24 protein-coding genes are annotated in these 24,133 nt (G+C 68.6%); 17 read left to right on the top strand and 7 right to left on the bottom strand.

Annotated elements, in window-relative coordinates; translation table 11 throughout:
- Window positions 1-77: 77 nt before the first annotated feature.
- The 12 genes from cutA to purD all read left to right on the top strand — a co-directional run bounded on the left by cutA (window position 78) and on the right by purD (window position 12,491).
- Window positions 78-407 carry a divalent-cation tolerance protein CutA gene (gene cutA / locus QZX93_RS03375; protein WP_295392314.1) on the top strand — a complete coding sequence of 110 codons (330 nt, stop codon included), beginning with the start codon at window positions 78-80 and terminating at the stop codon, window positions 405-407.
- Window positions 392-2,725 carry a protein-disulfide reductase DsbD gene (gene dsbD, locus QZX93_RS03370; RefSeq protein WP_295392312.1) on the top strand — a complete coding sequence of 778 codons (2,334 nt, stop codon included), beginning with the start codon at window positions 392-394 and terminating at the stop codon, window positions 2,723-2,725. Before cutA ends, dsbD begins: the two co-directional genes overlap by 16 nt.
- 191 nt (window positions 2,726-2,916) lie before the next feature.
- Complete coding sequence (gene aroQ / locus QZX93_RS03365; RefSeq protein ID WP_295392311.1) at window positions 2,917-3,378, top strand: type II 3-dehydroquinate dehydratase; 462 nt, start codon at window positions 2,917-2,919, stop codon at window positions 3,376-3,378.
- A 2-nt stretch (window positions 3,379-3,380) separates the two neighbouring features.
- A complete protein-coding gene (gene accB / locus QZX93_RS03360) occupies window positions 3,381-3,839 on the top strand; it encodes an acetyl-CoA carboxylase biotin carboxyl carrier protein (RefSeq protein ID WP_295392309.1) in 459 nt (152 codons plus the stop codon).
- A gap of 87 nt (window positions 3,840-3,926) precedes the next feature.
- The gene (gene accC, locus QZX93_RS03355) at window positions 3,927-5,270 is read left to right on the top strand and encodes an acetyl-CoA carboxylase biotin carboxylase subunit (protein WP_295392308.1); all 1,344 of its coding nucleotides are present in this window, start codon (window positions 3,927-3,929) and stop codon (window positions 5,268-5,270) included.
- 37 nt (window positions 5,271-5,307) lie between these two features.
- Window positions 5,308-6,207 (top strand): 50S ribosomal protein L11 methyltransferase, encoded by a 900-nt coding sequence (gene prmA / locus QZX93_RS03350; protein ID WP_295392307.1) that lies wholly within the window; start codon window positions 5,308-5,310, stop codon window positions 6,205-6,207.
- 2 nt (window positions 6,208-6,209) lie between these two features.
- Window positions 6,210-7,037 (top strand): zinc-ribbon and DUF3426 domain-containing protein, encoded by an 828-nt coding sequence (locus QZX93_RS03345; RefSeq protein WP_295392306.1) that lies wholly within the window; start codon window positions 6,210-6,212, stop codon window positions 7,035-7,037.
- Window positions 7,034-8,059, top strand: coding sequence for a tRNA dihydrouridine synthase DusB (gene dusB, locus QZX93_RS03340; RefSeq protein WP_295392304.1), 1,026 nt, complete (start codon window positions 7,034-7,036; stop codon window positions 8,057-8,059). Before QZX93_RS03345 ends, dusB begins: the two co-directional genes overlap by 4 nt.
- Window positions 8,056-8,385 carry a helix-turn-helix domain-containing protein gene (locus QZX93_RS03335; RefSeq protein ID WP_295392302.1) on the top strand — a complete coding sequence of 110 codons (330 nt, stop codon included), beginning with the start codon at window positions 8,056-8,058 and terminating at the stop codon, window positions 8,383-8,385. The genes dusB and QZX93_RS03335 overlap by 4 nt, the downstream gene beginning before the upstream one ends.
- Window positions 8,386-8,454: 69 nt before the next feature.
- Window positions 8,455-10,020 carry a bifunctional phosphoribosylaminoimidazolecarboxamide formyltransferase/IMP cyclohydrolase gene (gene purH / locus QZX93_RS03330; RefSeq protein ID WP_295392301.1) on the top strand — a complete coding sequence of 522 codons (1,566 nt, stop codon included), beginning with the start codon at window positions 8,455-8,457 and terminating at the stop codon, window positions 10,018-10,020.
- Between the two features lie 225 nt (window positions 10,021-10,245).
- Window positions 10,246-11,022, top strand: a complete 777-nt coding sequence (lpxA, locus tag QZX93_RS03325) for an acyl-ACP--UDP-N-acetylglucosamine O-acyltransferase (RefSeq protein WP_295392300.1) — start codon at window positions 10,246-10,248, stop codon at window positions 11,020-11,022.
- A gap of 173 nt (window positions 11,023-11,195) precedes the next feature.
- Window positions 11,196-12,491, top strand: coding sequence for a phosphoribosylamine--glycine ligase (purD, locus tag QZX93_RS03320; RefSeq protein WP_295392298.1), 1,296 nt, complete (start codon window positions 11,196-11,198; stop codon window positions 12,489-12,491).
- A gap of 96 nt (window positions 12,492-12,587) precedes the next feature.
- On the opposite strand, the gene QZX93_RS03315 is transcribed toward purD, so the two are convergent.
- Window positions 12,588-13,052, bottom strand: coding sequence for a hypothetical protein (locus QZX93_RS03315; RefSeq protein WP_295392295.1), 465 nt, complete (start codon window positions 13,050-13,052; stop codon window positions 12,588-12,590).
- 236 nt (window positions 13,053-13,288) lie between these two features.
- Between QZX93_RS03315 and QZX93_RS03310 the strand changes: the two genes are divergently transcribed.
- From QZX93_RS03310 to QZX93_RS03300, 3 genes are read left to right on the top strand one after another with little or no spacing between them, the layout of a single operon-like run.
- The gene (locus QZX93_RS03310) at window positions 13,289-14,425 is read left to right on the top strand and encodes a putative sulfate exporter family transporter (protein ID WP_295392293.1); all 1,137 of its coding nucleotides are present in this window, start codon (window positions 13,289-13,291) and stop codon (window positions 14,423-14,425) included.
- A 20-nt stretch (window positions 14,426-14,445) separates the two neighbouring features.
- The gene (locus QZX93_RS03305; protein WP_295392292.1) at window positions 14,446-14,670 is read left to right on the top strand and encodes a hypothetical protein; all 225 of its coding nucleotides are present in this window, start codon (window positions 14,446-14,448) and stop codon (window positions 14,668-14,670) included.
- A 13-nt stretch (window positions 14,671-14,683) separates the two neighbouring features.
- Window positions 14,684-15,136, top strand: a complete 453-nt coding sequence (locus QZX93_RS03300) for a universal stress protein (RefSeq protein ID WP_295392290.1) — start codon at window positions 14,684-14,686, stop codon at window positions 15,134-15,136.
- A 76-nt stretch (window positions 15,137-15,212) separates the two neighbouring features.
- Here QZX93_RS03300 and thpR read toward each other — a convergent pair whose 3' ends face one another.
- Together thpR and pncC are read right to left on the bottom strand one after the other, a co-directional pair.
- Entirely contained in the window at window positions 15,213-15,818 is a 606-nt protein-coding gene (gene thpR, locus QZX93_RS03295; protein WP_295392288.1) for an RNA 2',3'-cyclic phosphodiesterase, read from the bottom strand.
- Complete coding sequence (gene pncC, locus QZX93_RS03290) at window positions 15,811-16,308, bottom strand: nicotinamide-nucleotide amidase (protein WP_295392286.1); 498 nt, start codon at window positions 16,306-16,308, stop codon at window positions 15,811-15,813. The genes thpR and pncC overlap by 8 nt, the downstream gene beginning before the upstream one ends.
- 94 nt (window positions 16,309-16,402) lie before the next feature.
- On the opposite strand from pncC, the gene QZX93_RS03285 reads away from it, so the two are divergent.
- Both QZX93_RS03285 and QZX93_RS03280 read left to right on the top strand, forming a co-directional pair.
- A complete protein-coding gene (locus QZX93_RS03285; RefSeq protein WP_295392285.1) occupies window positions 16,403-16,615 on the top strand; it encodes a hypothetical protein in 213 nt (70 codons plus the stop codon).
- Window positions 16,616-16,625: 10 nt separating this feature from the next.
- Window positions 16,626-17,204: a hypothetical protein gene (locus QZX93_RS03280; protein ID WP_295392283.1), complete on the top strand. Its 579-nt coding sequence runs from the start codon at window positions 16,626-16,628 to the stop codon at window positions 17,202-17,204.
- A gap of 170 nt (window positions 17,205-17,374) precedes the next feature.
- On the opposite strand, the gene QZX93_RS03275 is transcribed toward QZX93_RS03280, so the two are convergent.
- The 4 genes from QZX93_RS03275 to QZX93_RS03260 all read right to left on the bottom strand — a co-directional run bounded on the left by QZX93_RS03275 (window position 17,375) and on the right by QZX93_RS03260 (window position 23,895).
- Window positions 17,375-18,442: a nucleotidyltransferase family protein gene (locus tag QZX93_RS03275; RefSeq protein WP_295392281.1), complete on the bottom strand. Its 1,068-nt coding sequence runs from the start codon at window positions 18,440-18,442 to the stop codon at window positions 17,375-17,377.
- A complete protein-coding gene (locus tag QZX93_RS03270) occupies window positions 18,426-19,622 on the bottom strand; it encodes a hypothetical protein (protein WP_295392279.1) in 1,197 nt (398 codons plus the stop codon). The genes QZX93_RS03275 and QZX93_RS03270 overlap by 17 nt, the downstream gene beginning before the upstream one ends.
- Before the next feature lie 17 nt (window positions 19,623-19,639).
- Window positions 19,640-19,831, bottom strand: a complete 192-nt coding sequence (locus QZX93_RS03265) for a hypothetical protein (RefSeq protein ID WP_295392277.1) — start codon at window positions 19,829-19,831, stop codon at window positions 19,640-19,642.
- Between the two features lie 83 nt (window positions 19,832-19,914).
- Window positions 19,915-23,895, bottom strand: coding sequence for a hypothetical protein (locus tag QZX93_RS03260; protein ID WP_295392276.1), 3,981 nt, complete (start codon window positions 23,893-23,895; stop codon window positions 19,915-19,917).
- Window positions 23,896-24,133 lie beyond the last annotated feature (238 nt).

The following is a 24,133-nucleotide window of genomic DNA, read 5'->3' as shown; positions in this document are numbered from 1 at the left end:
AAAGACCGGCCGTCCCCGTATCATCCCACAGTCCGTCGGCCGAGCGCCGCCATCCCGAACCCCGCATGAGGAGACCTATGACCCCGGAAACCGATTGTCGGCTGGTGTTCTGCACCTGTCCGGACCAGGAGACTGCCGCGCGCATTGCCGAGCGCTTGGTGGGCGAGCGGCTGGCCGCCTGCGTGAATCTGCTGCCGGGCATCGCCTCCATCTATCGCTGGGAGGGCGAGGTCCAACGCGAGACCGAGGTGTTGCTGCTGATCAAGACCGTCGCGGGACGCCTCCCGGCCCTGACCGAGACCCTGCGCGGGCTGCATCCCTACCAGGTACCGGAGATCATCGCGCTGCCGATCGCCGCCGGGCTCCCCGACTACCTGAACTGGGTGACCTCATGCACGCACGCCTGAGGGCCAGGGCCGTGGGCCTGCTGCGCCTGGTCCTGCTCCTGCCGATCGTCGTCGGCGCCGCCCCGCGCCTCGCCGCCGCCGACTTTCTGCAGCCGGAGCAGGCCTTCCAGGTGTCCGCGCAACCGGACGGGGCGGACGCCGTGCGGGTGCGGTGGGTCATCGCCAAGGGCTATTACCTCTACCAAGCCAAGCTGCGTTTCACCACCGACACCCCGCAGATGACGCTGGGCAGTCCCGACCTGCCGGCCGCGCAGACCAAGCAGGATGCCTATTTCGGGGAGGTGAAGATCCATCGCGATCAGGTGGAGGTCCGCCTCCCGGTCACGCGCCGGCCGGGGGCCGGGGACACCCTGGCCCTGGAGACCAGCGCCCAGGGCTGTGCCGATGCCGGACTGTGCTATCCCCCGCAACGCCAGCGGCTGCTGGTCAGCCTGCCCCGGGCCGTCGAGCCCGCCGCGCCGCCCGCAGACAGGCACCCTCAACGCATCGGCCAGGCCCTTGCGCCGCCGCCGGGGGCCGCGGCGGGATTGGCTGGCGCGGCCCCGAGCGTCGAGGAGGCCTTTGCCGTTGCCGCGGTCGTGGCCGCACCGGATCGGCTGGAACTGACTTGGACGATGGCCCCCGGGACCTACCTGAATCGCGATAAGGTCGCGCTTGCCCTGGACGGGGCGACCGGGGTCAAACTCGGGGCCTTCCAATTGCCCCCGGGTGCGGTCGAGAAGGACGGCGTGCGGCCCGACGGCAGCGTGGGCGAGGTGGCGGTCTACCGCGACCGCTTGGCTCTGAGTGTGCCCTTGGTGCGCACCGCCGCCGCGCCGACCACCGTCACCCTGGTCGCCAAGTATCAGGGCTGCGCCGAGCAGGGGATCTGCTATCCGCCCCAGACCCAGCGCATCAAGCTCGACCTGCCGGCGCTGCCGTCCAGCGGTGAGGACCAGGCGCCGGACGGCCCCCCGCCCGCCCCCGCCGAGACCCGGCCGATCGACCCGGCCACCGCCGCGGCGCCACCCGCGCAGTTGGATCGGATCGCCGCGGTCCTGGCCGGCGGCAGCCTGTTGGCCGTGGTGGCACTCTTCTTCGGCTTCGGGCTCCTGCTCGCCTTCACCCCCTGTGTCTTCCCGATGATCCCGATCCTGTCCGGCATCATCGCCGGCCATGGCGCCCAACTCACCACCCGCCGGGCCTTCCTGCTGTCGCTGGTGTATGTGCTCGCCATGGCCCTGACCTATACCGCGGCCGGGGTGCTGGCGGGGCTCTTCGGCGCGAACCTCCAGGCGGCCTTCCAAAACCCCTGGATTCTGACCGCCTTCGCCCTGGTCTTCGTCGCCCTGGCCTTGTCCATGTTCGGCTTCTATCACCTGCAACTGCCCTCCGGGTTACACTCCCGGCTGGCCGCACTGAGCCACCGGCAACAGGGCGGCACCCTGCTCGGGGTCGCCATCATGGGGGTGCTCTCCGCCCTGATCGTCGGCCCCTGCGTCGCCCCGCCACTGTTCGGCGCGCTGATCTATATCAGCCAGACCGGCGACGCGGTCCTGGGCGGGGTGGCGCTGTTCGCCTTGAGCCTGGGGATGGGTGCGCCGCTCATCGTGATCGGCACCTCCGCCGGCAAGCTCCTGCCCCGCGCCGGGGCCTGGATGGGGGCGGTCAACGCGGTCTTCGGGGTGGCGCTGCTGGGCGTGGCGATCGCGCTCCTGGAGCGTATCCTGCCGGCGGCACTGTCCATGCTCCTGTGGGGATTGCTGCTCATCGGCTCCGCGGTCTATCTGGGGGCGCTCACCCATCTGCCACCCGGGGCCGGCGGCTGGAGCAAGCTCTGGAAAGGGCTCGGGATCGGCCTGCTCATCTACGGTGCGCTCATGCTGGTCGGGGCCGCCGCGGGCGGTAAGGACACCCTCCAGCCCTTGCGCGGTCTGCTGGGGACGGGCGGTGCGGCCGCCGCGGGCGCACCGATCGCCTTCAAGCGGATCAAGACCGTGGCCGATCTGGATCGGGAGCTGGCCGGCGCCCGCGCGGCCGGGCGCCCGGTTATGCTCGATTTCTATGCCGATTGGTGCGTGTCCTGCAAAGAGCTGGAGCGCGACACCTTCAGCGACCCCGCGGCGATCGGCGCCCTCGCCCGCTTCGTCCTGCTCCAGGCCGACGTGACCGCCAACGATGCCGCCGATCGGGCCCTGATGCAGGGGCGCTTCAAGCTCCCCGGGCCGCCGGCCATGCTGTTCTTCGATGCCACGGGGGCGGAGGCGGCGGGGCGACGGCTGGTCGGTTTCACGCCCGCCCCGCAGTTCGTCGCGCACCTGCGGCGGGTCGCTCCCTGAGCCGCGCGGCGGGTGGGGCCGGGCCACGCCGGGACCAAGCGCCACGCTGGACAAGATCGCGCAAAATCGGCACAATTCGCGCCGCTTTGCCGCCCCTGCACGGACTACCCGCGCCCTGGCGGCGCCCCGGCGGCCGCCGCTCCCGCGCCGACCACCCCGAACCCCCGAATCTGCAAGGTCACAGCGCCGACATGGCAAGCATCCTGGTCCTCAACGGGCCCAATCTCAACCTACTCGGAACCCGGGAGCCGGGCCATTACGGCCAGGTCACCCTCGCGCAAATCGAGGAGCGGCTGCGCGCGGCGGCGCAACGCGAGGGTCATGACCTGGCCTTCGTCCAGAGCAACGCCGAGCACCAATTGATCGAGCGCGTCCATGCCGCCCCGGCGGACGGTGTCTGCTTCATTATCTTTAACCCGGCCGCCTTTACCCATACCAGCGTTGCGCTACGCGATGCACTGCTTGCCGTCGCCATCCCCTTCATCGAGGTACACCTCTCGAACGTGCAGGCGCGCGAGCCCTTTCGTCGCCACTCCTACTTCTCCGATATTGCGGTGGGGGTGATCAGCGGGCTGGGTGCGCAAGGGTATGAACTGGCGCTTCGCGCCGCCTTCAGCCGGCTGGTGCCGGCCAATCCCACCGAGAACCACTGAACATGGATATCCGCAAGGTCAAGAAACTGATCGAACTCCTGGAGCAATCCAACGTGGCGGAGATCGAGATCCACGAGGGTGAGGAGTCGGTGCGCATCAGCCGACACGGCGGTGCGACATCGCTGTTTATGCCCCAGGCAATGGCGATGCCGGCGGCCGCCGCGGCACCGGCTGCGGTCGCGTCCACCCCGGTCAAGCCCGGGGATGAGGTGCTCGATGGACTGGCGGGCGAGGTCGTGCGCTCACCCATGGTCGGCACCTTCTACCGCGCCCCCGCCCCGGGCTCCGGGCCCTTCGTCGAGGAGGGTCAGAAGGTCAAACACGGGGATACGCTCTGCATCATCGAGGCGATGAAGATCCTCAACCAGATCGAGTGTGAGAAGGCCGGCACAGTGCGCCGCATCCTGGTGGAAAACGGCCAGCCGGTCGAATACAACCAGCCCCTGTTCATTATCGAGTGACCCGCCCGCGCGGCGCCCGCCGCACGATCCCGCATGCCACACCGCACCCGTCGGCCACCGTTTACAGGCAACCCCAGCATGCCAGCCATGATCGAGAAGATCCTCATCGCCAACCGGGGCGAGATCGCTCTGCGCGTCCTGCGCGCCTGCCGTGAACTCGGCATCCGCACCGTCGCCGTCCATTCGGAGGCGGATCGGGACTTAAAGCACGTCCTGCTGGCGGACGAATCGGTCTGTATCGGGCCGGCCGCCTCGCGCGACAGCTATCTGAATATTCCAGCCATCATCAGCTCGGCCGAGGTCACGGATACGGTGGCCATTCATCCGGGCTACGGCTTCCTGTCCGAGAACGCCGACTTCGCCGAACGGGTAGAGCGCTCCGGCTTCATCTTTATCGGCCCGCGCCCGGAGACCATCCGTCTCATGGGCGACAAGGTCTCCGCCATCGCGGCCATGAAGGCGGCCGGGGTGCCCTGCGTGCCCGGCTCCGATGGTCCGCTGGACGACAACGACAAGAAACACACCCTGGATCTCGCCCGCGCGATCGGTTATCCGATTATGATCAAGGCCTCCGGCGGCGGCGGCGGCCGCGGCATGCGGGTGGTGAATTCGGAGGCGACCCTGCTCAACGCCATCTCGCTCACCCGGGCCGAGGCGGCGGCCGCCTTCAACAATGACATGGTGTACATGGAAAAGTACCTGGAAAACCCGCGCCATATCGAGTTCCAGATGCTCGCCGACCAGCACGGCAATGCCATCTATTTGGGCGAACGCGACTGTTCCATGCAGCGCCGTCATCAAAAGGTGGTGGAAGAGGCCCCGGCGCCCGGCATCACGCCGGCGCAACGCCATGAGATCGGGGAGCGCTGTGCCCAGGCCTGCCGGGATATCGGCTACCGCGGCGCCGGCACCTTCGAGTTCCTCTATGAGGACGGGCATTTCTATTTCATCGAGATGAATACCCGCGTCCAGGTGGAGCACCCGGTCACCGAGATGATCACCGGGGTGGATATCGTGAAAGAACAGATCATGGTCGCGGCCGGCGAGCCCCTGCGCTACCGCCAAGAGGACATCGTGTTACGCGGTCATGCCGTGGAGTGTCGCATCAATGCCGAGCACTCCGAGACCTTCCGCCCCAGCCCCGGCAAGATCACCGAATTCCATGCCCCCGGGGGGCCCGGCATCCGCATCGATACCCATATCTATTCCGGCTACACGGTCCCGTCGCATTACGACTCCATGATCGGCAAGCTGATCACCCATGGGGAGGATCGGGCAGTCGCCATTGCCCGCATGAGCAACGCGTTGCGCGAGACGGTGATTGAAGGCATCGACACCAACATCAAGCTGCAACGCAGCATCATGCGCGACGCCGCCTTCGAGGCGGGCGGGGCCAATATCCACTACCTGGAGAAGAAACTGGGGATGTGACGGTATCCTTATGACCCTTTTCTCCGAGCACCCGCCTATGTCTTGGCTGCAACTCACTCTGACCGTCCCGCGGGACCAGGCCCCGCTGCTGGAGGCCGCCCTCGAGAACGCCGGGGCCCTGGCAGTGACCCTGGACGATGCCGGCGACGACCCGCAACTCGAGCCCCCGCCGGGGGCCATGCCGCTGTGGCAGGCCGTGCAGTTGCATGCACTATTCGCGGACGATGCGGCGGGCGCGGCCCAAGTCGATGCCCTCACCTTGGCCTTCGGCCCACTGAGCCTGACCCCGCCGCGCAGCGAGCACATCGCCGATCGCGCCTGGGAGCGCGTCTGGCTCGACGACTTCCGACCGACCCGCTTCGGCCGCCGACTCTGGGTCTGCCCGCAGGGTCAGCCGGCGGGAGACCCGGACGGCATCGTCGTGGACCTGGACCCGGGTCTCGCCTTCGGCACCGGGCATCACCCGACCACCGCCCTGTGCCTGGAATGGCTGGACGCCGCCGAACTGTCGGGTCTTACCCTGCTCGACTACGGTTGCGGCTCCGGCATCCTCGCCATCGCCGCCTTGAAGCTCGGCGCCGCCGCGGCGATCGCGGTCGACCACGATCCCCAGGCGATCGAGGCCACCGTCGCCAACGCCACCGCCAATGGAGTTGAAGCGCGCTTGACCGTCTGTTTGCCCGATGAGCTGCCGGCCGTCGCCGGGCGACTGCCAGTGGCCTGTGTCGTCGCCAACATCCTGGCCGGGCCGCTGGTCGAGCTGGCGCCGCGGCTGCTCGCGGCTCTGGCCCCCGGGGGCCGCTTGGTCCTCTCCGGGGTGCTGGCCGAGCAGGTGCAGGGGGTGAGCGCTGCCTATGCGGGGCAGGTCGAACTGGCACCGGTGCGGTTGCGCGAGGGCTGGGCGCTCATCGCGGGAACGCGGCGCGCGGGGTGCTGACGATGCCGCTGACGACACGCTGCACCCGCTGCGGGCGCCAATTCCCCGTCTATGCCCAGCAACTCAAGGCGCGCCGGGGACAGGTCGACTGCCCGCACTGCAATGAGCGCATCGATGCGGTGGCCGGGCTGGTCGATGAGGCGGGCATGGCCGGCGAATCGCGGCTGAACCGCGGCCGCGCCGCGGCCGACCCTGGCCCCACCACGCCCCCGCGTCGTCGCGCGGAGCTCCGGGAGACCCGCCCCGGTCTGACGGCCGCGCTGGTGCCGGCCGCCGTCCCGACGAGCAACTCGCGCGGCATCCGGTCGCGGACCTCGGCGTCCCCACCCGCCCCCGCGCGCCGACCGGCCCGCGGCCGCCTGCCTTGGGGGCGCCTGGCCTTGCTCCTGGCCCTGGTCGTGTCATTGGGCGTCCAACTGGTCTGGTGGCAACGCCCCGCGCTGCTGCGCAATCCCACGGGGTTCCAATTCCTGACCACCTGGTGCAGCTATCTGGGGTGCCGCGTGACGCCGCCCCGACTGCCGGAGGCCCTTGCCGTGCGCGAGCCCTCGCTGATCCCGGATCCGACGACCGGTGTACCGATGCTGCGCCTGCTCATCGAGAACAGCGCGGGGCTGCCGCAGCCTGCCCCACTGATCGAATTGGAGTTGTACAACCAGCAGGGCGACCTCACCGCGGCGCGCCGGTTCTCACCGGAGGAATACGCCGCCGCGGGGGCGCCGAGTGCCGCGAGTGCCGACCCCATCGCCCCGCACGAGGTCCGCGTGGTCGCCCTGGCCCTGGCACCGCCCCCCGCGGAGGCCGCGGGGTTCAAGGTGCGGCTGCAATGACGTCGGCGCCCCCGGCGGGCGCGCTGCGGCCCTTCACCATCGGCCCTTACCGGTTCCCCACCAATCTAATTCTGGCGCCGATGGCGGGGATCAGCGACCGCCCTTACCGGGCGCTGTGCCGGCGCTTCGGCGCGGCGCTTGCGGTCTCGGAGATGGTGTCCTGCGATACCACCCTGTGGGGCTCGGCAAAGTCCCTGCGCCGCCTGGACTTTGCCGGTGAGGCGGGACCCGTCTCGGTGCAGATCGTCGGGACCGATCCGCTGGCCATGGCCGAGGCGGCGCGGATCAATTTAGGCGCCGGCGCCCAGCTCATCGACATCAACATGGGCTGCCCGGCCAAGAAGGTCTGCCGGGTGGCGGCGGGCTCCGCCCTGCTGCGCGACGAGTTGCTGGTGGGGCGCATCCTCGCCGCGGTGGTGCAGGCCGCCGCCCCGGCCCCGGTGACGCTGAAGATCCGCACCGGTTGGTCGCCCGGGGAACGCAATGCACTCACCATCGCCCGCATCGCCCGCGAGTCGGGAGTGGCCGCGCTGGCGGTCCACGGCCGCACCCGCGGCTGCGGCTACGACATCCCGGCCGAACACGAGACGCTACGCGCGATGCGGCTGCACGTGGACATTCCGTTAATCGCCAACGGCGATATCGATTCCCCCCAGGCGGCCCGGCGGGTGCTGGACTCCACCGGTTGCGATGCTATTATGATCGGGCGCGCGGCCCAGGGACGCCCCTGGATCTTCCGCGACATCGCCACCTATCTGGCCACCGGCGTCGCCGCTGCCGAGCCCCCGCGAGACTGGATCAGGGACCTCCTGCTGGAGCACCTGGACGGGCTCTATGGCTTTTACGGGGCCCGTGCCGGGGTGCGGATCGCGCGTAAACACATCGCCTGGTACTGTCGCGGGCGCGCGGGGGCCGCGGCCTTCAGGGTCACGGTCAATCGCACGGACAGCACGCTGGACCAGCAACGGCAGGTCACGGCCTTTTTCAACGAACACCCCGCACTGGAGGAGCACGCGGCATGACGACAGCGTTTCAGGACGACGACACGGCGTCCGTACCTCCGGGGACTGCGGCCGGCCACGCCCCCGATTTGCAGGTGGTCCAGGCCGAGCGCGCCGAGCCCTTGAGCAAGTGCGTGGAGGATGCCGTGGCGACCTATCTGCACAACATGGACGGGCACGCCATCACCGACCTGTACCGACTGGTCATTGAGGAGGTCGAACGCCCCCTGTTCGAGACCGTCCTGCGTTCCGCCGAGGGCAATCTCACCCTGGCCGCCCGCATCCTGGGGCTCACCCGCAGCACCTTGCGCAAACGTCTGGCGCACTTTGGCATCACCCGTAGTTAAATCGCCCGCTGGGCGATTTAACTTGGTTATTCATATTTTTGTGGCCTGGGGCCAACCGGAAGTCAAGCTATGCAACCGATACGACGCGCGCTCATCAGTGTTTCGGATAAGACCGGGGTGGTTGAATTGGCCCGGGGACTGGCCGGCCGGGGGGTGGAGATCCTCTCCACCGGCGGCACCGCCAGTCTACTGGCCGAGCAGGGGATTGCGGTCACTGAGGTGTCCGACTACACCGGCTTTCCGGAGATGATGGGCGGACGGGTCAAGACGCTGCACCCGCGCATCCATGGGGGCATCCTGGGGCGGCGCGGGACCGATGAGGCGGTGATGGACACGCACGCCATCAAGCCGATCGACCTGGTGGTGGTGAACCTCTATCCCTTCGAGCAGACCGTCGCCAAGCCCGGCTGCGATCTCCCCACCGCAATTGAGAACATCGACATCGGCGGCCCCACCCTGCTGCGCGCCGCGGCCAAGAATCATGCCGGGGTGACGGTGTTGGTGGATGCCGCCGATTACACCCGGGTGCTCGATGAATTGGCCAGCACCGACGGTGTCAGCCCAGCCACCCGTTTCCACCTGGCGGTCAAGGCCTTCGAGCATACGGCGGCCTATGACGGGGCCATCGCCAATTATCTGGGCGCGGTGATCGAGCACCCGAAGCAACGGGCGACCGGCTTCCCACGCACCTTCAATCTCCAGTTCCACAAGCGCCAAGGCATGCGCTATGGTGAGAACCCCCATCAGCAGGGCGTTTTCTATACTGAACTCAATCCCCGCGAGGCCGGCGTGGCCACCGCCCGCCAGCTCCAGGGCAAGGAGTTGAGCTATAACAATATTGCCGACACGGATGCCGCCATCGAGTGCGTCAAGCAATTCGACGAGGGGCCGACCTGTGTCATCGTCAAGCATGCCAATCCCTGTGGTGTGGCGGTGGGCGAGAACCTGCTCGAGGCCTATGAGCGGGCCTTCAGCACCGACCCCGAGTCCGCCTTCGGCGGCATCATTGCCTTTAATCGGGAGCTGGATGGCGAGACCGCGCGCATCATCTGTGAGCGCCAGTTTGTTGAGGTGATCGTCGCCCCGCGGGTCTCGGCGGCGGCCTCCGCGGCCGTGGCCGCCAAGAAAAACGTGCGCCTGCTCGAGTGTGGCGAATGGGGTAGCGAGGCGCTGGCGCGGCTCGATTTCAAGCGGGTCAATGGCGGGCTCCTGGTCCAGGACGCGGATCTGCGCCTGATCGATTCATTGCGCACCGTCACCAAGCGCGAACCGACCCCCGAAGAGCTGGCGGACCTGTTGTTCAGTTGGCGGGTGGCCAAGTCGGTCAAGTCCAACGCCATCGTCTACGGGCGCAACGGCATGACCATCGGCGTGGGCGCCGGCCAGATGAGCCGGGTGAACTCGGCGCGGATCGCCGCCATCAAGGCCGAATTGGCGGGGCTCGAGGTGAAGGGCTCGGTCATGGCCTCGGACGCCTTCTTCCCCTTCCGCGACGGGATCGACTCGGCCGCGGCGGCGGGCATCACCGCGGTCATCGAGCCGGGCGGCTCAATGCGCGATGAAGAGGTGATCGCCGCCGCCGACGAGCACGGCATGGCCATGGTCTTCACCGGCATGCGGCACTTCCGTCACTAAAAAGGGATTTCGTCCGCAAATGAACGCAAATGAACGCAAATCAAATGACGCTTTGGATTGGGCGCGCCGACCGATGCGTATTTCCGGTCATCGCAAAATGGGCGCGTGCTCGAGCGCCACGCAATTAACCGAGCGCCGGCCGGCTTCAATTCACTCTTCATCTTCATTTGCGTTTATTTGCGTTCATTTGCGGACAAACCTCTTTCTTGCTTCTCGAGTCCGCGCATGAGCATTCATCCCACCGCGATCATCGAAGACGGCGCCCAGGTCCATGAGACGGCGAGCGTCGGTCCCTATTCCATCATCGAGGCGGGTGCCGTCATCGGAGAAGGGTGCCGTATCGAAAGCTCGGTGCGTATCTTCGCGCCGACCCGCATGGGCGCCTTCAACCGCGTCTGCCACGGCGCCACCCTGGGTTCCGACGCCCAGGACCTGGGCTTCGATCCGGCGCGAGCCAGCCCGCTGACCATCGGCGACCACAATCATTTCAAGGAAGGGGTGAATATCAGTTGCGGGACCAAGACCGCCGAGGGCACCCGCATCGGCAGCCACAACTACTGGATGGCGTATTCCCATGCCGGTCACGACTGCGTGGTCGGCGATGACAATATCTTCGCCAATACCGCCACCCTGGCGGGTCATGTCGAGGTGGACCACCACTGCTTCCTCTCCGGACAGGTGGCGGTCCACCAATTCTGCCGTATTGGGTCCTATGCCATGGTGGCGGGGGTCACTGGTGTGCCCCAGGACGTGCCGCCATTCGTCACGGTAGACGGCCACCGGGCGCGGATCGTCGGCCTCAACGTCGTGGGCCTGCGCCGCGCCGGCTTCACCCAAGAACAACGCAGCCGCATCAAGGCCGTCTACCGGCTGGCCCTGCGCTCGGGGCTGCGGCTGGCCGAGGCCCTGGTCAAGGCCGAGACCGAGTATCCGGGGCCGGAGACCGCCGAGATCGTCCAATTCATCCAATCGAGTCGGCGGGGCATCTGCTCTTTCGCCTGAGTCAAAGGCCAACCTCTCGTGACACCGCGGCGGCGGTGTCACGCCGGTGTTGGGCGCTGTGTACCCCGCGGCCGGCGGCCGGCGTGACGATCAAGGCCAACGGTAGCCAGCATCTGACCAAGGCTTGCCTATTTTCCGCCCCCGCCCGAGCCTCGCTATCCGCAGGAATCCCTATGAATATCCTCATCATCGGCGGCGGTGGCCGCGAACACGCGCTCGCCTGGAAGGCCGCGCAATCGCCCCTGGCCGACCTGGTCTATGTCGCCCCCGGCAACGGCGGCACCGCTGTCGAACCGGGGCTACAAAACGTCCCGATCGCGGCCGACGACATCCCCGCCCTGGTGCGCTTCGCCACTGAGCACGCCGTCGGACTCACCATCGTCGGCCCCGAGGTGCCACTGGTCGCCGGGTTGGTGGACGCCTTCGGCGCCGCCGGGCTGCCCTGTTTCGGCCCCCGCCAGGCCGCCGCTCAACTCGAGGGCTCCAAGGCCTTCAGCAAGGCCTTCCTCGCGCGCCACGGCATCCCCACCGCGGCCTATGGCGTCTTTACCGAGGTGGCGCCGGCACTGGCCTATCTCGAGCAGGTCGGCGCGCCTATCGTCATCAAGGCGGACGGACTGGCCGCCGGCAAGGGCGTGATCCTGGCCCAGGACCTGCCGACCGCCCAAGCGGCGGTGCGCGACATGCTCGGCGCCGGGCGTTTCGGTAGCGCTGGGGCGCGCGTCGTCATCGAGGAGTTCCTCACCGGCGAGGAGGCGAGCTTCATCGTCATGGTCGACGGCGCCCATTGCCTGCCGATGGCCAGCTCCCAGGACCACAAGGCGCGCGACGACGGCGACCGCGGCCCCAACACCGGCGGCATGGGCGCCTACTCAGCGGCCCCGGTGGTCACGCCCGCAATCCACGCCCGGGTGATGCGCGAGGTGATCGAGCCGACCATCGCCGGGCTGGCCGCCGAGTGCCTGCCCTATGTGGGATTCCTCTATGCGGGGCTCATGATCGCCCCGGACGGCACCCCCAAGGTGCTGGAATATAACTGCCGCTTCGGCGACCCCGAGACCCAGCCCATCATGATGCGCCTGCGCTCCGACCTGGTGGCCCTGTGTCTGGCGGCCCTGGATGGGCGATTGGATGAGGTGACGGCCGACTGGGACCCGCGGGTCGCGCTCGGGGTGGTCATGGCCGCCGGCGGTTACCCGGACACCTATGCCCAAGGGCTGCCGATCAGCGGTCTGGCGGCGGGCGATACGGCCGAGGTGAAGGTCTTCCACGCCGGCACGCGCCGCGATGGGGATCAGACGCTGACCGCCGGGGGGCGGGTACTCTGCGTCACCGCATTGGGCGACACCGCACAGGTCGCGCAGGGCCTTGCCTATGATCGGGTGCATGGCATCGCCTGGCCGGATGCCTATTACCGCACCGACATCGGCTACCGTGCCATTGCCCGCGAGGCCGCCAGCGGCCTTTAGCCCGCCAAGTGTCGATGCGAGTTCTGTCGCGCCATCCGATTCCCGGCCGCCGCGCCCCCGTTCTCGTGCCACCGCTCAAGCGGTGGCACGCCTGTGTCAGGCGCTCCGCGCCGTGAAGCGCCGGTGGCCGCAATGATGATCGAGGCCCACCGCGGCATAGGTCGCCGTGAAGGGACAGAGCGCTGCCGCCAGTAAGACGGCCAGCGCGGCCCCCTCGCCCACCAGCGTCAGTGCGATTGCGGCCATCAGCAGGCAGGAGCCCAGATCGGCGATGACCTGAATGAGTAAGACGGGCAGATATTGGCCGTCCCCAAAGACTGCAAAGACCGCGGTGAGAAAGGCCGGGTAGCCCGGCAGCCGGACATCGCTTGGAATCACGGTGCCATTGACCAGGCTGCCATAGGTGCCGTACTGGAGCCAGTTGCGGCCCAGCTCGGCATAGTACAGGGTGTCGTCATCGAAGCTGACGGGAAACCAGATGACCAGGCCCAGCCGCAGCAGGAGCCCGGCCGCGCCGGCCACGAGGAAGAACCGCGGGCGGCGGCGGATCAAGTCGATCATGGCGCCACCTCGGCACATGACAGCAGGGGTAAAGGACGGCCGAGAACTTGCATAGCGACCCAGCGGGCGACCTCCGGCAACGCCGCGTGGTGTCGAAGCCCGCAGGATAGCAAATCCCTTGTCGGCGGGTCGCCGCGCGCCTATTCTGCCCAGGCAGCGCGGGTCTTGGGCGGGCTGGGGGCGCGTCCGAACCCGTGGTGAGCGAATCGTCACACGCTAAGAACGAGGAGGACCACATGACCGACATCGACTTTTTTAAGCGCCTGCCCCGCGCCCTGCCGGGGCTGGCGCTGATCGTGCTGACCATGGTCGTCATCCGCAACTGGGTCGAACCCTGGATGACGGACGCGGTGGTCTTGGGCCAGAAGGGCTGGCTGATCAAGGTAACCCACCTCAATTACATCCTGCTCGGCATCATCGCCGGCCTGCTCTACCGCAATCTGCTCTTTCGCGGGCGCATCCCAGCGCTGTTGGAGGACGGGTTCAAGCTCTCCCGGCTACTGATCAAGACCGGGATCATCCTGCTGGGGTCGCTCTACACGGTGCAGGCCATCGTCCAGCTCGGGGCCATGGCGGTCCTGCTGATCGGCGGCTTCGTGATCCTGAGCCTGGTCCTGGTCCTGTGGCTCGGCCGGGTCTTCGGGCTCGACCGCTCCATGACCGCCGTCCTGGCCAACGCGCTCAGTATCTGCGGGGTGAGTGCCGCGGTGGCCACCGCACCGGCGGTGGAGGCCAAGGCCTCCCATGTCGCCTATGCCATCGCCACCATCCTGGGCTTCGGCATCCTCACCATGTTCATCAGCCCCTTCATCGGCCATGCACTGGGGCTCACCGATCTGCAATACGGGGCCTGGGTCGGGACCGGAATACTGAATTCCGGACAGGTGCTGGCCGCCGCCCTGGCCTTCAATCCGCAGGTCACGCCCGGGAGCGCGGTCTCGGTGGCCGAGATCTGGAACATCATGCGGGTCATCTCCATCCCCTTTGCGGTCTTCGCGGTTACCCTCTGGTATTGGTCGGGCAAGACCGAGGAGAGCGGCGAGCGCAAGGGCCTGGGCACCCTGTTGGTCGAGAAGTTCCCGGTCTTCGTCATCGGCTTCCTGGTCATGGTCCTGCTGACCAGCCTGGGGGCCTTCGGCGATGTCGGCATCAAGGGCGGGCCGGCGGCCTCGGACACCATCAAGATGCTGCGGCTGTGGATGACCTGGATCTTCGGCTTCGGGTTGGTCGGGCTGGGGGCCTATATCGATTTCAAAGAGCTGGCCCAGGCGGGGGGTGCGCCGCTCAAGGTCGGGCTGCTGGTCGGCGTGACCAAATATGTGCTGGCGCTGGCGGTGGTGCTGCTGATCCGCGACTATCTGGTCGCCATCTGAACGCTTCGCAGGAGAGACTCATGGCCAATGAACATACCGGTAGCGAGACCATCGGGGCGGCGGGCGACCGCGGCACCATGACCCTGTTCCGCAGCGACCGCGCCGAGGACCTGGGTGCCATCGCGCTCGCGGTCCTGGTGGTCGTCGTGGTGGTGGTGTTGACCGTCTTCATGAAACCCCCTGCCGCGGCGACACCGGCGCCGGCCGCCCCCGCGGCGCTGCCCGGCGCCGCACCTGGCCGCTGAGGCCGTCGGGGCCATGCACTTCGGCCACATCCTGGTCGCGCTCGACGGCTCGCCGGCCTGCGCCGCGGCCCTGGGGCACGCGTGCTGGCTGGCCCGTCAGGGTGACTCCACCCTGACGGGCCTCTTTGTCATCGACACCGGCTGGGCGGACTTCATCGGCAACGACTGGCAATCCTCCAGCAACGCGCGCCAGGGGTTTCTGGACCACATCGGGCGCGAGCAGGACGCGCAGGCGCAGGCGGCGCGCAGCCAGTTCGCCGAGGCCGCCGCGGGGCTCGGCGACGCCCGCTTCGAGCTGGCCGCAGGCGATCCGGTCCGGGTCCTGCTCGCTCGCCTCAACGACCCGGGCACCGACCTCTGCATCTTCGCCCGACGCACCTTTCAGGTCAGCGGCCGACCCAGCCTCAAGTCGGCCGCCCGCGCCCTGGCGCGGCACGCGACCCGGCCGCTCCTGCTGCTGCCGTAACCCCAAAAAGAGCATTTCGTTCGCAAATGAACGCAAATTAACGCAAATAATCAAGGGCTTGAGTCAGGTCGCCAGGTCACCCCGGGGGTGGTGACGGGGCTGAGGTAAGTAATTTGATTTTATTTGCGTTTTTTGCGTTCATTTGCGGACAATCGCTCTCTCTAGGCGCAACGGCGAGGGGCCACCGGCGCGCCGCGACATAGCGCGGCAACTGACCGGGACACCCATGGGCGAGCACCAGCTCCCGCGCCTCCCAGGTCACCGCCGGCCCCCAGTCCCGCGCCGCGCGCCCATGGAACCGCCGCGCCAGGGTCAGGTGCGGGCGGTAGGGCCTGGTTTCCGGGACGAACCCCTGGGACGCAAGCCCCTGCTCCAATTGGGTCACGAGCGCCAACAGCGCCTCCGGGGCCCGGGTCGGCCCGCACCACAGCACCGCGGCACGCGGGAAACAGCCCGCCTGATCGAGGCTTAGGCTCAAGGGCGCGGCCCGCACCCCCGCCCCCACCGACTGCGCCGCCCGCAGTGCGTCAGGGCTCAACTCACCCAAAAAGCGCAAGGTGAGGTGCAGATCCAGCGGATGGGCCGCGCGGGCGCCGGGCGGGATCAGCGGCCTGGCCCGCGCGGCCAGGACCTTGGCCGTCGCCGGGTCCGGCCACAGGGCAAAGAACCAGCGTTCAGCCACCGGACCCCGCCAGCCGCTCCACGAGGGCCGCGATGGCACACCGCACCGCCTGGTGTCGCACCTCACCCCGTTCGCCCACAAATTGCAGGCACCGCGCCCAGGGTGGGGCACCGGGGACCGACCAGGCGAACCAGACCCTACCCACCGGCTTGTCCGCGCTGCCGCCGCCGGGTCCGGCAATGCCGCTCACCGCCACCGCCACCTGCGCCCGGCTGTGCGCCAGGGCACCGGCCACCATCTCCAGGACCACGGCCTCGCTCACCGCACCCTGGGCCTCCAGGGTCGCCGCCCGCACCCCGAGCATCTCGGTCTTGGCCGAGTTGCTGTAGGTGACGAACCCGCGATCGAACCAGGCACTGCTGCCGGCGATGTCGGTCGCTACCTTGGCGATCCAGCCGCCGGTGCAGGATTCCGCGGCAGTGAGGTGCAGCCCCTGGGCCAGCAGTAACTCCCCGAGACGGGTGGCGAGCGGGTCGAGCGATTCGGTCATGGTAGAGCCCCTGTGATGTGCTTGGACGTCGCCACCCTATCACCGGCAGCGACATCTATTCTATCCTTCGCGTACCGCCAGCCCCCACCCGGAAATGAGTGGTGCCATCGACCATCCTGGAGGCGCAACCATAGACCAGTCCCCGATCTGCATCCAAAATCTCACATTCAACGAAATCGCCGTCGGCGCCAAGGCGCGACTTGCGCGGCGCCTTACCATCGCGGACAGCATGACCGAGATGGCGTCCTGCGCACTCACGCCGCTGCTCGCCGAGCACCAAATCAAGCGGCACACAACGCACCACTGAGGGCAACACCATGACGCTGGGGAATTCATATCGGATTGCGGTGGCCGCGGTCCTGGCCGCGGCCCTGGGGCTCGCCGGCTGTGGACCGATGCTGGTCCAGGAGTCGGCCCGGGGTCCCTGGACCCCGATCCCGCCCGGCAGCACACTCACCCTGAACCGTCCGGTTCAGGTGCCCCAAGATCAGGCGCAAGTGGTCTTGCGCGACGGTCAGATCTCCCAGATCGGGATCAACCTGGGGCCCAGCTGCGCGCTACAGGTGCGCCGCATATCCCATGCCGGCCCCCAGCGTATTGCCCCGCAAAGCTTCCAGATCGCCCGGGTGCAGGTCTATTGGGCGCAGGTCGCCTACCATCGCCGAGCGGCTGCGGCACGGTTGCTGCCCGCCCATTGGGTCGACGACGGGGGTGGCGGCAACCCCATGATCCAGGACGGCTATCACCTATGGCTTGAGGGACCGGATCGCAATGTGATGCGACTCACCTGCCTGGGCATGCTCAATGAGATGTCGCGCTCCCGGCCCATTACACTGGACGAAATCCGTGCCGCACTCGGGGATGTGGCGACCCTGAGGGTCGCCGGTGCCCGGTGAGCCAGCCGTTCTCTGGCGGCCCTGGAGCGCACCACCGAGAGTCGTGCCAATGTCGGCGCCCCGGACTACCCCTGCCCTCAGGCAGGCGATCACAGCTCACACGCAGACACAAAGATCACAAAGACTCTTGACGCGAATTGTGGACGACCATTGGCGCAGCGGCCCGGCCATCACCCCCGACACAGGGAACGAATCTTCGCCGGATACCAGCTCGGCGTGATGAGGTGTCGGGGCAGGTTGTGCAGACGTCCGACCAGATCGAACTGCGGCCCCAGGCGCGGCAGCGCAATGCGCAGCCAAGCAAGTCGCTCCGACCAGTAAGCCATGACACCCGGCCTGACGCCGGCCGGCAAGGGTTGGCCGAACAGCCGCTCGCCCGCGAGCAGATAGGCGCGCACCGCACCGCCCTGCCCCACCCGGTCGAGTCCGGCGAGTAGGTCCGGCCAGTCGATCCGCGCGGCGCCCGGCAACGCCCGCAACTTTGCAAACTCAAACAGTTGGCGCAAGGCGCGACGGCCGGAGTACAAGCCCGCATCAGTCACCTGGTGGTGCAGCGCATTATGGAGCAGGCGATGCCCCAGGGATGGCACCCACAACCGCAGGCCGTCCCAGTCGACCGGCTGCGCCGCACCGCACACCCGCGCCAGCGGCAGCGCTTGCGCCGGCACCCACCCGGCCAGGATAGCCCGATGCAGTTCCACATAGCCGTCGCCGCTGGGGTGAAACAGCGGAACGATATGATGAAAGGGGGCGGTATAATGCGCCGGATTGACGTTGGGTGCAGCAAAATAGCCGGCCGCCCGCAACACCGCCTCGCCCTGCTCGGCCGGCGCGTTGACCAACGCCAGGTCCAGGTCGCCCATCATGCGCGCCGCGGCCTGCGGGTATTGATCGGGCAGCAGGGCGATCGACCCCTTGAGCAACAGCGGCTCGATCCCGGCCGCGATGAGATGTCGCACCGTATCACGCAGCACCGCACGCAACCGCGCATTGCGCGCGTCATTGAGCCGATGCAGTTCCGCCAGGGCAGCGCACACCGCCTCCGGCACCGCGTCCAGCCGACCGCGTGCCGCCAGCACGGCATAGAGTGTGGGGGCCACCAGATGGGCCGCCGCCAATGCGTAGATGCCCAGCCAATCGAGCGCATGACCATCCGCCCTGGGATCGGCGCACTGTCCGCCCGGATCGAGCAGGGCGGCGAGATCGGACCAGCGGGTGATTCTAAGCCGTTGTGTCATGGGCGTCATACTCATGTGAGTCAAGGTCATCGAGGAGGCCGCGGACCAGCGCCACACCGCCGTCGAGGTCCGGATAGCTCAGGGCATAGGCCGGCACCGCGCCCACCCAGTGCGCCAGGGCCGCGAGTTTGACCTGGGTGAGGTCGCGGATCACCGCCTCGGCCTCGATGAGGCCCTGCAGCGCCCGCGCGGGCGACAGGCGCTCGCGCCGGGGCGCCAGGCCGGGGCGAAAGCGCGGAAACAGCAACCGGGCCGGCACCCGCGGACCTGGTGCCACCCGCCCCCGCGGCGGCAGAAAGCGCACCGCCTGGCCCAGGCGCTGCACAGTCGGCGCCTGGGCCAGGTCCGGTCGGCACCCCACCAGCAGCGGCCAACTGCCGGGCTTCAGACACAGCGGCAATCCCAGGCCCAAGAGTTCGCCCGCCGGGGTCACCGGCACCACGTCGTCGCTCAAGAGCCCATAGCTCGCGGTATTCAGCGCTGCGGTCAGGGTGCTCTTGCCGGAACCGCCGGGGGCAATCAACAAGAGTGCGCGCCCGTCGGGCGCGACCAGCCCGGCGCCATGTACCACCAGCAGGCGCTCGTGGGTAGCGCAGCCGAACTCGGTCAAGCCGTGCAGGATGGCCACCAGTGCGGCATCATGGCCGTGACCCGCCTCCCAGCCCCGGCCGTTGGCGGTGAGGGTCCAGTGCGCGGCCGCGCCATCCAGAATCAGGCGATCGCTGGGCCGCCCCCAATCGGCGAGCTGGTCCGGGGTGGGCGGCGGTACCATCAAGGAAGCGAGCAGCGGGGCGAGGTCGGCGCGCAACGCCCCATCGGTGATCGCCAGACTCAGTGTCCGATCCGCCACCGCCAGCCGCCAGGCCCCGGGCGGGGACGGGGCGCCGTCGGGCGGGGGTAGCGACCACAAGGCCTGCGCCGGGGTCAAGCGCCCGGCCGTCGCGGCCTCATCCGCGAGCAGACCTGCCGCTTGCCATGCGGCGCGCAGGGTGTCCAGATAGTCGCCGGCCGCGCCCGGGTTGAGCCCGAAGCGCTGCGCCAGCAGCTCGGCCAGCGGCCCCGGCGCCCAGCCCGCCGCGTGCAGGTCCCAGAGCGCAGCAGTGAAGCTATCGAGCAGCCAGAGCCGGCGGTCGCCCGGGCGCGCCAGCAAACGGGTCGAACCCAGTGTGGTGTGGAGCATGATGCCCGGCCCCTGTTCTAGGGCCCAAGCACCGGCGGCGCACCGACGGAGGCCGCCGAGGGGCGCGGCGACAGCAGCAGGGTGAGCACCACCGGCGGGGTCAGGGCCGCCAGGGCACCCAGCCGCTGCAAGGCCGCGCGGCGCTCGGCATCGGTGGGCGCGGCGGTGTCCGCGGTGGTGGGGGTGGTGTCGTCAACGGGGGTGTGCATCGCGGTGGTTCTCATCGGTAAAGTGGCCAGTTGGGGACAGATGAACGCGGGCGCGCCGAACCGCTCGGCGCGCCCGCCCCGGCTCAGTTGCCGAGATACTCCCAGGTCAGGGCGCGCACCTTGGTGGTCAGGGTGAGGGGGTAGCCCTTGACATAGGCCGGGTCGGCGGGATCGATCACCTTGCCGGTCTGCTTATCGGTCAGGCGCGAGCGCGCCAGGATGGCGGGGTCGCCCGTCCAGCGCAGCACCACCGCCGCGCCGACCGGATCGGTGCGCAGCTCCAGGTTCCAGGTACCCGGCCAACCGTCGGCGGGGCGCAAATCGGTGCCATAGTCGCCCTTGCGCGCCCCCCAGGCGGGTTGCGGAAAGACCAGGGTCAGGTAGGGGCTGGCGAAGGGGGCCATGGCGGTCAGGTCCGCGGGGTCGTAACCCGGCTCGGCGCCGGGCCATTGACCGAGTTTGGCCTGGGCCTTCCAGCCGGTCTTGGGGGCCTCGACCTTGAGCTGGATCACCCAGGCACCCGCCGGCCGCTCCGCCGCGGCGGCGCTCGGGATCAGGGCATCCAGCCAGGCCAGATACCAGGGCCGCGCCGGCACGGCGGCCAGCGGTGCCGCGAACGGCGTCGGCAGCGCGCTCAGCGGCACCGTGGAGGCCTCGGCGGGGATCAGCAGCTCGATGGTCTTGTTCGCTGCCCCGGGCAGCACCTTGACCCAGAATGCCTTAAAATATTGCAGGTTGCCCTGGTTGGGCGCGGTGTCGGTCCAGTACTGGAAGGTGTTGCCGTTCCAGATCCAGATCTGGTTGGACAGGACCGCGGGACTGGCGGCATTGCCCCCGATACCCGCCGCTTGACTCGGGGTGTAGACGGTGCCATCGACCCGCACCCGCACCTTGGACCAGTCCACATCATAGGGGAAGGGATTGCCGATCAGCTTGTAGCCGATCGGCTGGCCGCTGCTGTACACCTGCACCACGGCACAGCCGTCGATCGATTGGCAGTCGGCGAGGGCGGTATCCACCGGGGTCTTGGTGCCCGCGACCCTGAGCTGACCCCCGACCGGCGCCACCAGGCTCTTGATCCAATAGCCGGTGCCGGAGGTGAGCAGGCTGGTCTTGGTGAGCACCCGGTAGGCGGTCGCCGTCGGCGGCAGGTCATACATCAGCCAACTGTTCGAACCGTAATTGGTGCCGACCAGGTTGGCCGTGGGGCCGTTGCCGAGTACGTTCGCCACGCTGGCCGTGCCGACACTGGGTACACAGGGCAGTGCCAGTTGCTGCCACAGGGCGGTGGGGCTGGTGGTCAGCGCGACGCCGGGGCCGCAGGGCGACAGGCGCACCACGGCGGCGTAGGGAGACAACTTGTTGCCGGCGGTGAGGAAGTTGCCGCCGACATAGAGCGTCGTCCCGAGCACCGCCAGGGCGTTCACCTGATTGTCCAGGCCGCTGCCCAGCGCCGACCAGGTGCTGTTGACGATGTCCCATTGCGCGATGTGGTTGACCGTGAGCCCGCCGGCCCTGGTGAAGCCGCCGCCAACGTAGAGGGTGCCGCCGGACACCGCCAGGGCGGAGGGCGCGCTGTTCAGGCCGCTGCCCAGCGCCGACCAAGTGTTGTTGAGGATGTTCCATTGCGCGATTTTGGGGGCCGAGACCGTACCGGCCGTGCTGAACCAGCCACCGGCGTAGAGGGTGCTGCCGGACACCGCCAGGGCGTTGACTTGGTTGTCGATGCCGCTGCCCAGCGCCGACCAGGCGGTGCCGTTCCATTGGGCGATCCCTGTGGTCGTGACCGTGCCGGCCGTGGTGAACCAGCCACCGGCGTAGAGGGTGCTGCCGGACACCGCCAGGGCGTAGACCGTGGCGTACTGGTTCATACCGCTGCCGACGGCCGACCACGCGTTGCCGTTCCATTGCGCGACGGACTTGGCCGACTTGCCGTCGGCCATGCTGAAGTAGCCGCCGGCGTAGAGGGTGCCGCCGGACACCGCCAGGGCGTAGACATCGCCGTCCATGCCGCTGCCCAGCGCCGACCAGGCGCTGTTGACGATGTCCCATTGCGCGATGTTGTTGACCGTGACCCCGCCGGCCGTGCTGAACCGGCCGCCAGCGTAGAGGGTGCTGCCGGACACCGCCAGGGCGAAGACATCGCTGTCCATGCCGCTGCCCAACGCCGACCAGGCGCTGCCGTTCCATTGCGCGATGCGGTTGACCGTGACCCCGCCGACCGTGGTGAAGGCGCCGCCGACATAGAGGGTGGTGCCGCTGCCGGACACCGCCAGGGCGTTGACCGCGCCGTCCATGCCGGTGCCCAGCCCCGACCAGGCACTGCCGCTCCATTGCGCGATGCCGTTGGCCCCAACCCCGCCGGCCGTGGTGAAGTCGCCGCCGGCATAGAGGGTACCGCTGCCGGACACCGCCAGGGCGGTGACCCCGTTCATGCCGAACGAAATGCCGCTGCCCAACGGCGACCAGGCGGTGCCGTTCCATTGTGCGATGGCGTTGGCCGCAACCCCGCCGGCCGTGCTGAAGGAGCCGCCGGCGTAGAGGGTGCTGCCGGACACCGCCAGGGCATTGACCGGACCGTACTGGTCCATGCCGCCGCCGACGTCCGACCAGGCGCCGCTACTCCATTGCGCGATGTTGTTGACCGCGACCCCGCCGGCCGTGCTGAAGTAGCCGCCGGCGTAGAGAGTGCTGCCGGACACCGCCAGGGCCATGACCGAGGCGTACTGGTTCATGCCGTTGCCCAGTGCCAACCAGGCGCTGCCGTTCCATTGGGCAATGTGGTTGAGCGTACCCGCCGTGCCGCCTTGAATCGCGGTGAAGCCGCCGCCGGCATAGAGGATGCCGGTGGACGACACCGCCAGGGCGTTGACTTGGCTGTCCAGGCCGGTGCCGAGGTTGGACCAGGCACTGCCGTTCCATTGTGCGATGTAGTTGGCCGTGACCGCGCCGGCTGTGTCGAAGTAGCCGCCGGCGTAGAGGGTGCTGCCGAACACCGCCAGCGCCTGGACCTGGCTGTTCAGGCCGTTGCCCAGCGCCGTCCAGGCGCTGCCGTCCCATTGAGCGATGTTGTTGACCGCGACCCCGCCGGCCGTGGTGAAGCTGCCGCCGACGTAGAGGGTGCCGCCGGACGACACCGCCATGGCGTAGACCGTTTCGTACTGGCCGATGCCGCCGCCCAGCGCCGACCAGACGCTGCCGTCCCATTGCGCGATGCCGTTGGTCTTGACGGTGCCGATGGCGCTAAAGTCGCCACCGACGTAGAGCTTGCTGCCGGTGCTATCGTAGGCCAGCGCCTGCACGGTGCGGTTCGCCCCCGCGAGGGCACCACCCCACACCTGCCAGTCGGCATCGGTGATGGTGGGGTCGATGGTGATCGGGTAGCGGGCCTGGGCGTCCGCCACGGTGATGGCCAGGGTGTGGTCATCGGCGCGGCGCAATTGACCGGTCAGTACCTGGCCGGCGGCGTCGGTGATGTGCAGGTGGTGATAGACGAGCTTGCGCCCGCCCGGCAGCGTCAGCGCGATCCCATCGGCCGCGTCGGCCGCGGTCACGCCCTCCAGTGCCAGGGTCAGGGTGAGCGGGGCGTCCCCGGCGGGCGGTTGCGCCACCACGAAGTCCTGGCGCAGCCCGTCGGCGGAGGCGCTGAAGACCTCGGTGAGCGCGCCGCGGTCCAGCACGGCGGTCTGCCCGCTCAGGCGCACGACGCCGGGCCCCACGGGGGTGGGCGTGCCGCCCTTGCTCAGGGTGCCGGGCGTCAGCCGGAAGCGGCCCGTGCCCTCGGCGACCGAGGTGGAGTCCACGCTCAGCCCGGCCGGGCCGACCTCCCCGCGCAGGGCCTGCAGGGGCACGGCCAGGGTGGCGCGCCCCCCGTCGAGCACCGGCGTGGGCGCGGCCTGCTGGGCATCGGCGCGCCGGCCGAGTTCGGCCGCCGGGATGGGCGCGGCCTGATTGGCCGTGGGATCGGGTGCGGGTGCGGGTGCGGGTTCGGCCGTGGCGAGGGCCGACCAGGTGGCGAGCAGCAGGACCAGGAGGGTCCAGACGGGGTAGCGGGCGGCGTTCATGACGGTCTCCAGTTGTTCGTCTTCGCGTTCTTATTCGCGGCTTCGCGACTTCGCGTGAGTCAGTGCGCAATTGAGGCTGATCCACTGCACCATAGTCTAAGGAACGGTTCACTAAGAAGTTACTCATGTTAGCTCCGGCGATCTATGTATAGCGGCGGCCACTCAGTTGAAAAACCGAGGTCTTCCTGCGATCATGGGCGTCGGATCTTTGGACACCGGTCGCTACCATGAACGAGTT

Source organism: uncultured Thiodictyon sp. (genome assembly GCF_903946935.1).
In the GTDB taxonomy this organism is placed as follows: Bacteria; Pseudomonadota; Gammaproteobacteria; order Chromatiales; family Chromatiaceae; genus Thiodictyon.
Note: the sequence above shows the minus strand (reverse complement) of the source record. Positions and strands in the feature narration are given on the sequence as shown.

Bases quoted from the DNA above. Each gene is read 5' to 3' on its own strand.
- cutA (WP_295392314.1), top strand. From the start codon at position 78: ATGACCCCGGAAACCGATTGTCGGCTGGTGTTCTGCACCTGTCCGGAC.
- dsbD (WP_295392312.1), top strand. From the start codon at position 392: ATGCACGCACGCCTGAGGGCCAGGGCCGTGGGCCTGCTGCGCCTGGTC.
- aroQ (WP_295392311.1), top strand. From the start codon at position 2,917: ATGGCAAGCATCCTGGTCCTCAACGGGCCCAATCTCAACCTACTCGGA.
- accB (WP_295392309.1), top strand. From the start codon at position 3,381: ATGGATATCCGCAAGGTCAAGAAACTGATCGAACTCCTGGAGCAATCC.
- accC (WP_295392308.1), top strand. From the start codon at position 3,927: ATGATCGAGAAGATCCTCATCGCCAACCGGGGCGAGATCGCTCTGCGC.
- prmA (WP_295392307.1), top strand. From the start codon at position 5,308: ATGTCTTGGCTGCAACTCACTCTGACCGTCCCGCGGGACCAGGCCCCG.
- QZX93_RS03345 (WP_295392306.1), top strand. From the start codon at position 6,210: ATGCCGCTGACGACACGCTGCACCCGCTGCGGGCGCCAATTCCCCGTC.
- dusB (WP_295392304.1), top strand. From the start codon at position 7,034: ATGACGTCGGCGCCCCCGGCGGGCGCGCTGCGGCCCTTCACCATCGGC.
- QZX93_RS03335 (WP_295392302.1), top strand. From the start codon at position 8,056: ATGACGACAGCGTTTCAGGACGACGACACGGCGTCCGTACCTCCGGGG.
- purH (WP_295392301.1), top strand. From the start codon at position 8,455: ATGCAACCGATACGACGCGCGCTCATCAGTGTTTCGGATAAGACCGGG.
- lpxA (WP_295392300.1), top strand. From the start codon at position 10,246: ATGAGCATTCATCCCACCGCGATCATCGAAGACGGCGCCCAGGTCCAT.
- purD (WP_295392298.1), top strand. From the start codon at position 11,196: ATGAATATCCTCATCATCGGCGGCGGTGGCCGCGAACACGCGCTCGCC.
- QZX93_RS03315 (WP_295392295.1), bottom strand. From the start codon at position 13,052: ATGATCGACTTGATCCGCCGCCGCCCGCGGTTCTTCCTCGTGGCCGGC.
- QZX93_RS03310 (WP_295392293.1), top strand. From the start codon at position 13,289: ATGACCGACATCGACTTTTTTAAGCGCCTGCCCCGCGCCCTGCCGGGG.
- QZX93_RS03305 (WP_295392292.1), top strand. From the start codon at position 14,446: ATGGCCAATGAACATACCGGTAGCGAGACCATCGGGGCGGCGGGCGAC.
- QZX93_RS03300 (WP_295392290.1), top strand. From the start codon at position 14,684: ATGCACTTCGGCCACATCCTGGTCGCGCTCGACGGCTCGCCGGCCTGC.
- pncC (WP_295392286.1), bottom strand. From the start codon at position 16,308: ATGACCGAATCGCTCGACCCGCTCGCCACCCGTCTCGGGGAGTTACTG.
- QZX93_RS03285 (WP_295392285.1), top strand. From the start codon at position 16,403: ATGAGTGGTGCCATCGACCATCCTGGAGGCGCAACCATAGACCAGTCC.
- QZX93_RS03280 (WP_295392283.1), top strand. From the start codon at position 16,626: ATGACGCTGGGGAATTCATATCGGATTGCGGTGGCCGCGGTCCTGGCC.
- QZX93_RS03275 (WP_295392281.1), bottom strand. From the start codon at position 18,442: ATGACACAACGGCTTAGAATCACCCGCTGGTCCGATCTCGCCGCCCTG.
- QZX93_RS03270 (WP_295392279.1), bottom strand. From the start codon at position 19,622: ATGCTCCACACCACACTGGGTTCGACCCGTTTGCTGGCGCGCCCGGGC.
- QZX93_RS03265 (WP_295392277.1), bottom strand. From the start codon at position 19,831: ATGCACACCCCCGTTGACGACACCACCCCCACCACCGCGGACACCGCC.
- QZX93_RS03260 (WP_295392276.1), bottom strand. From the start codon at position 23,895: ATGAACGCCGCCCGCTACCCCGTCTGGACCCTCCTGGTCCTGCTGCTC.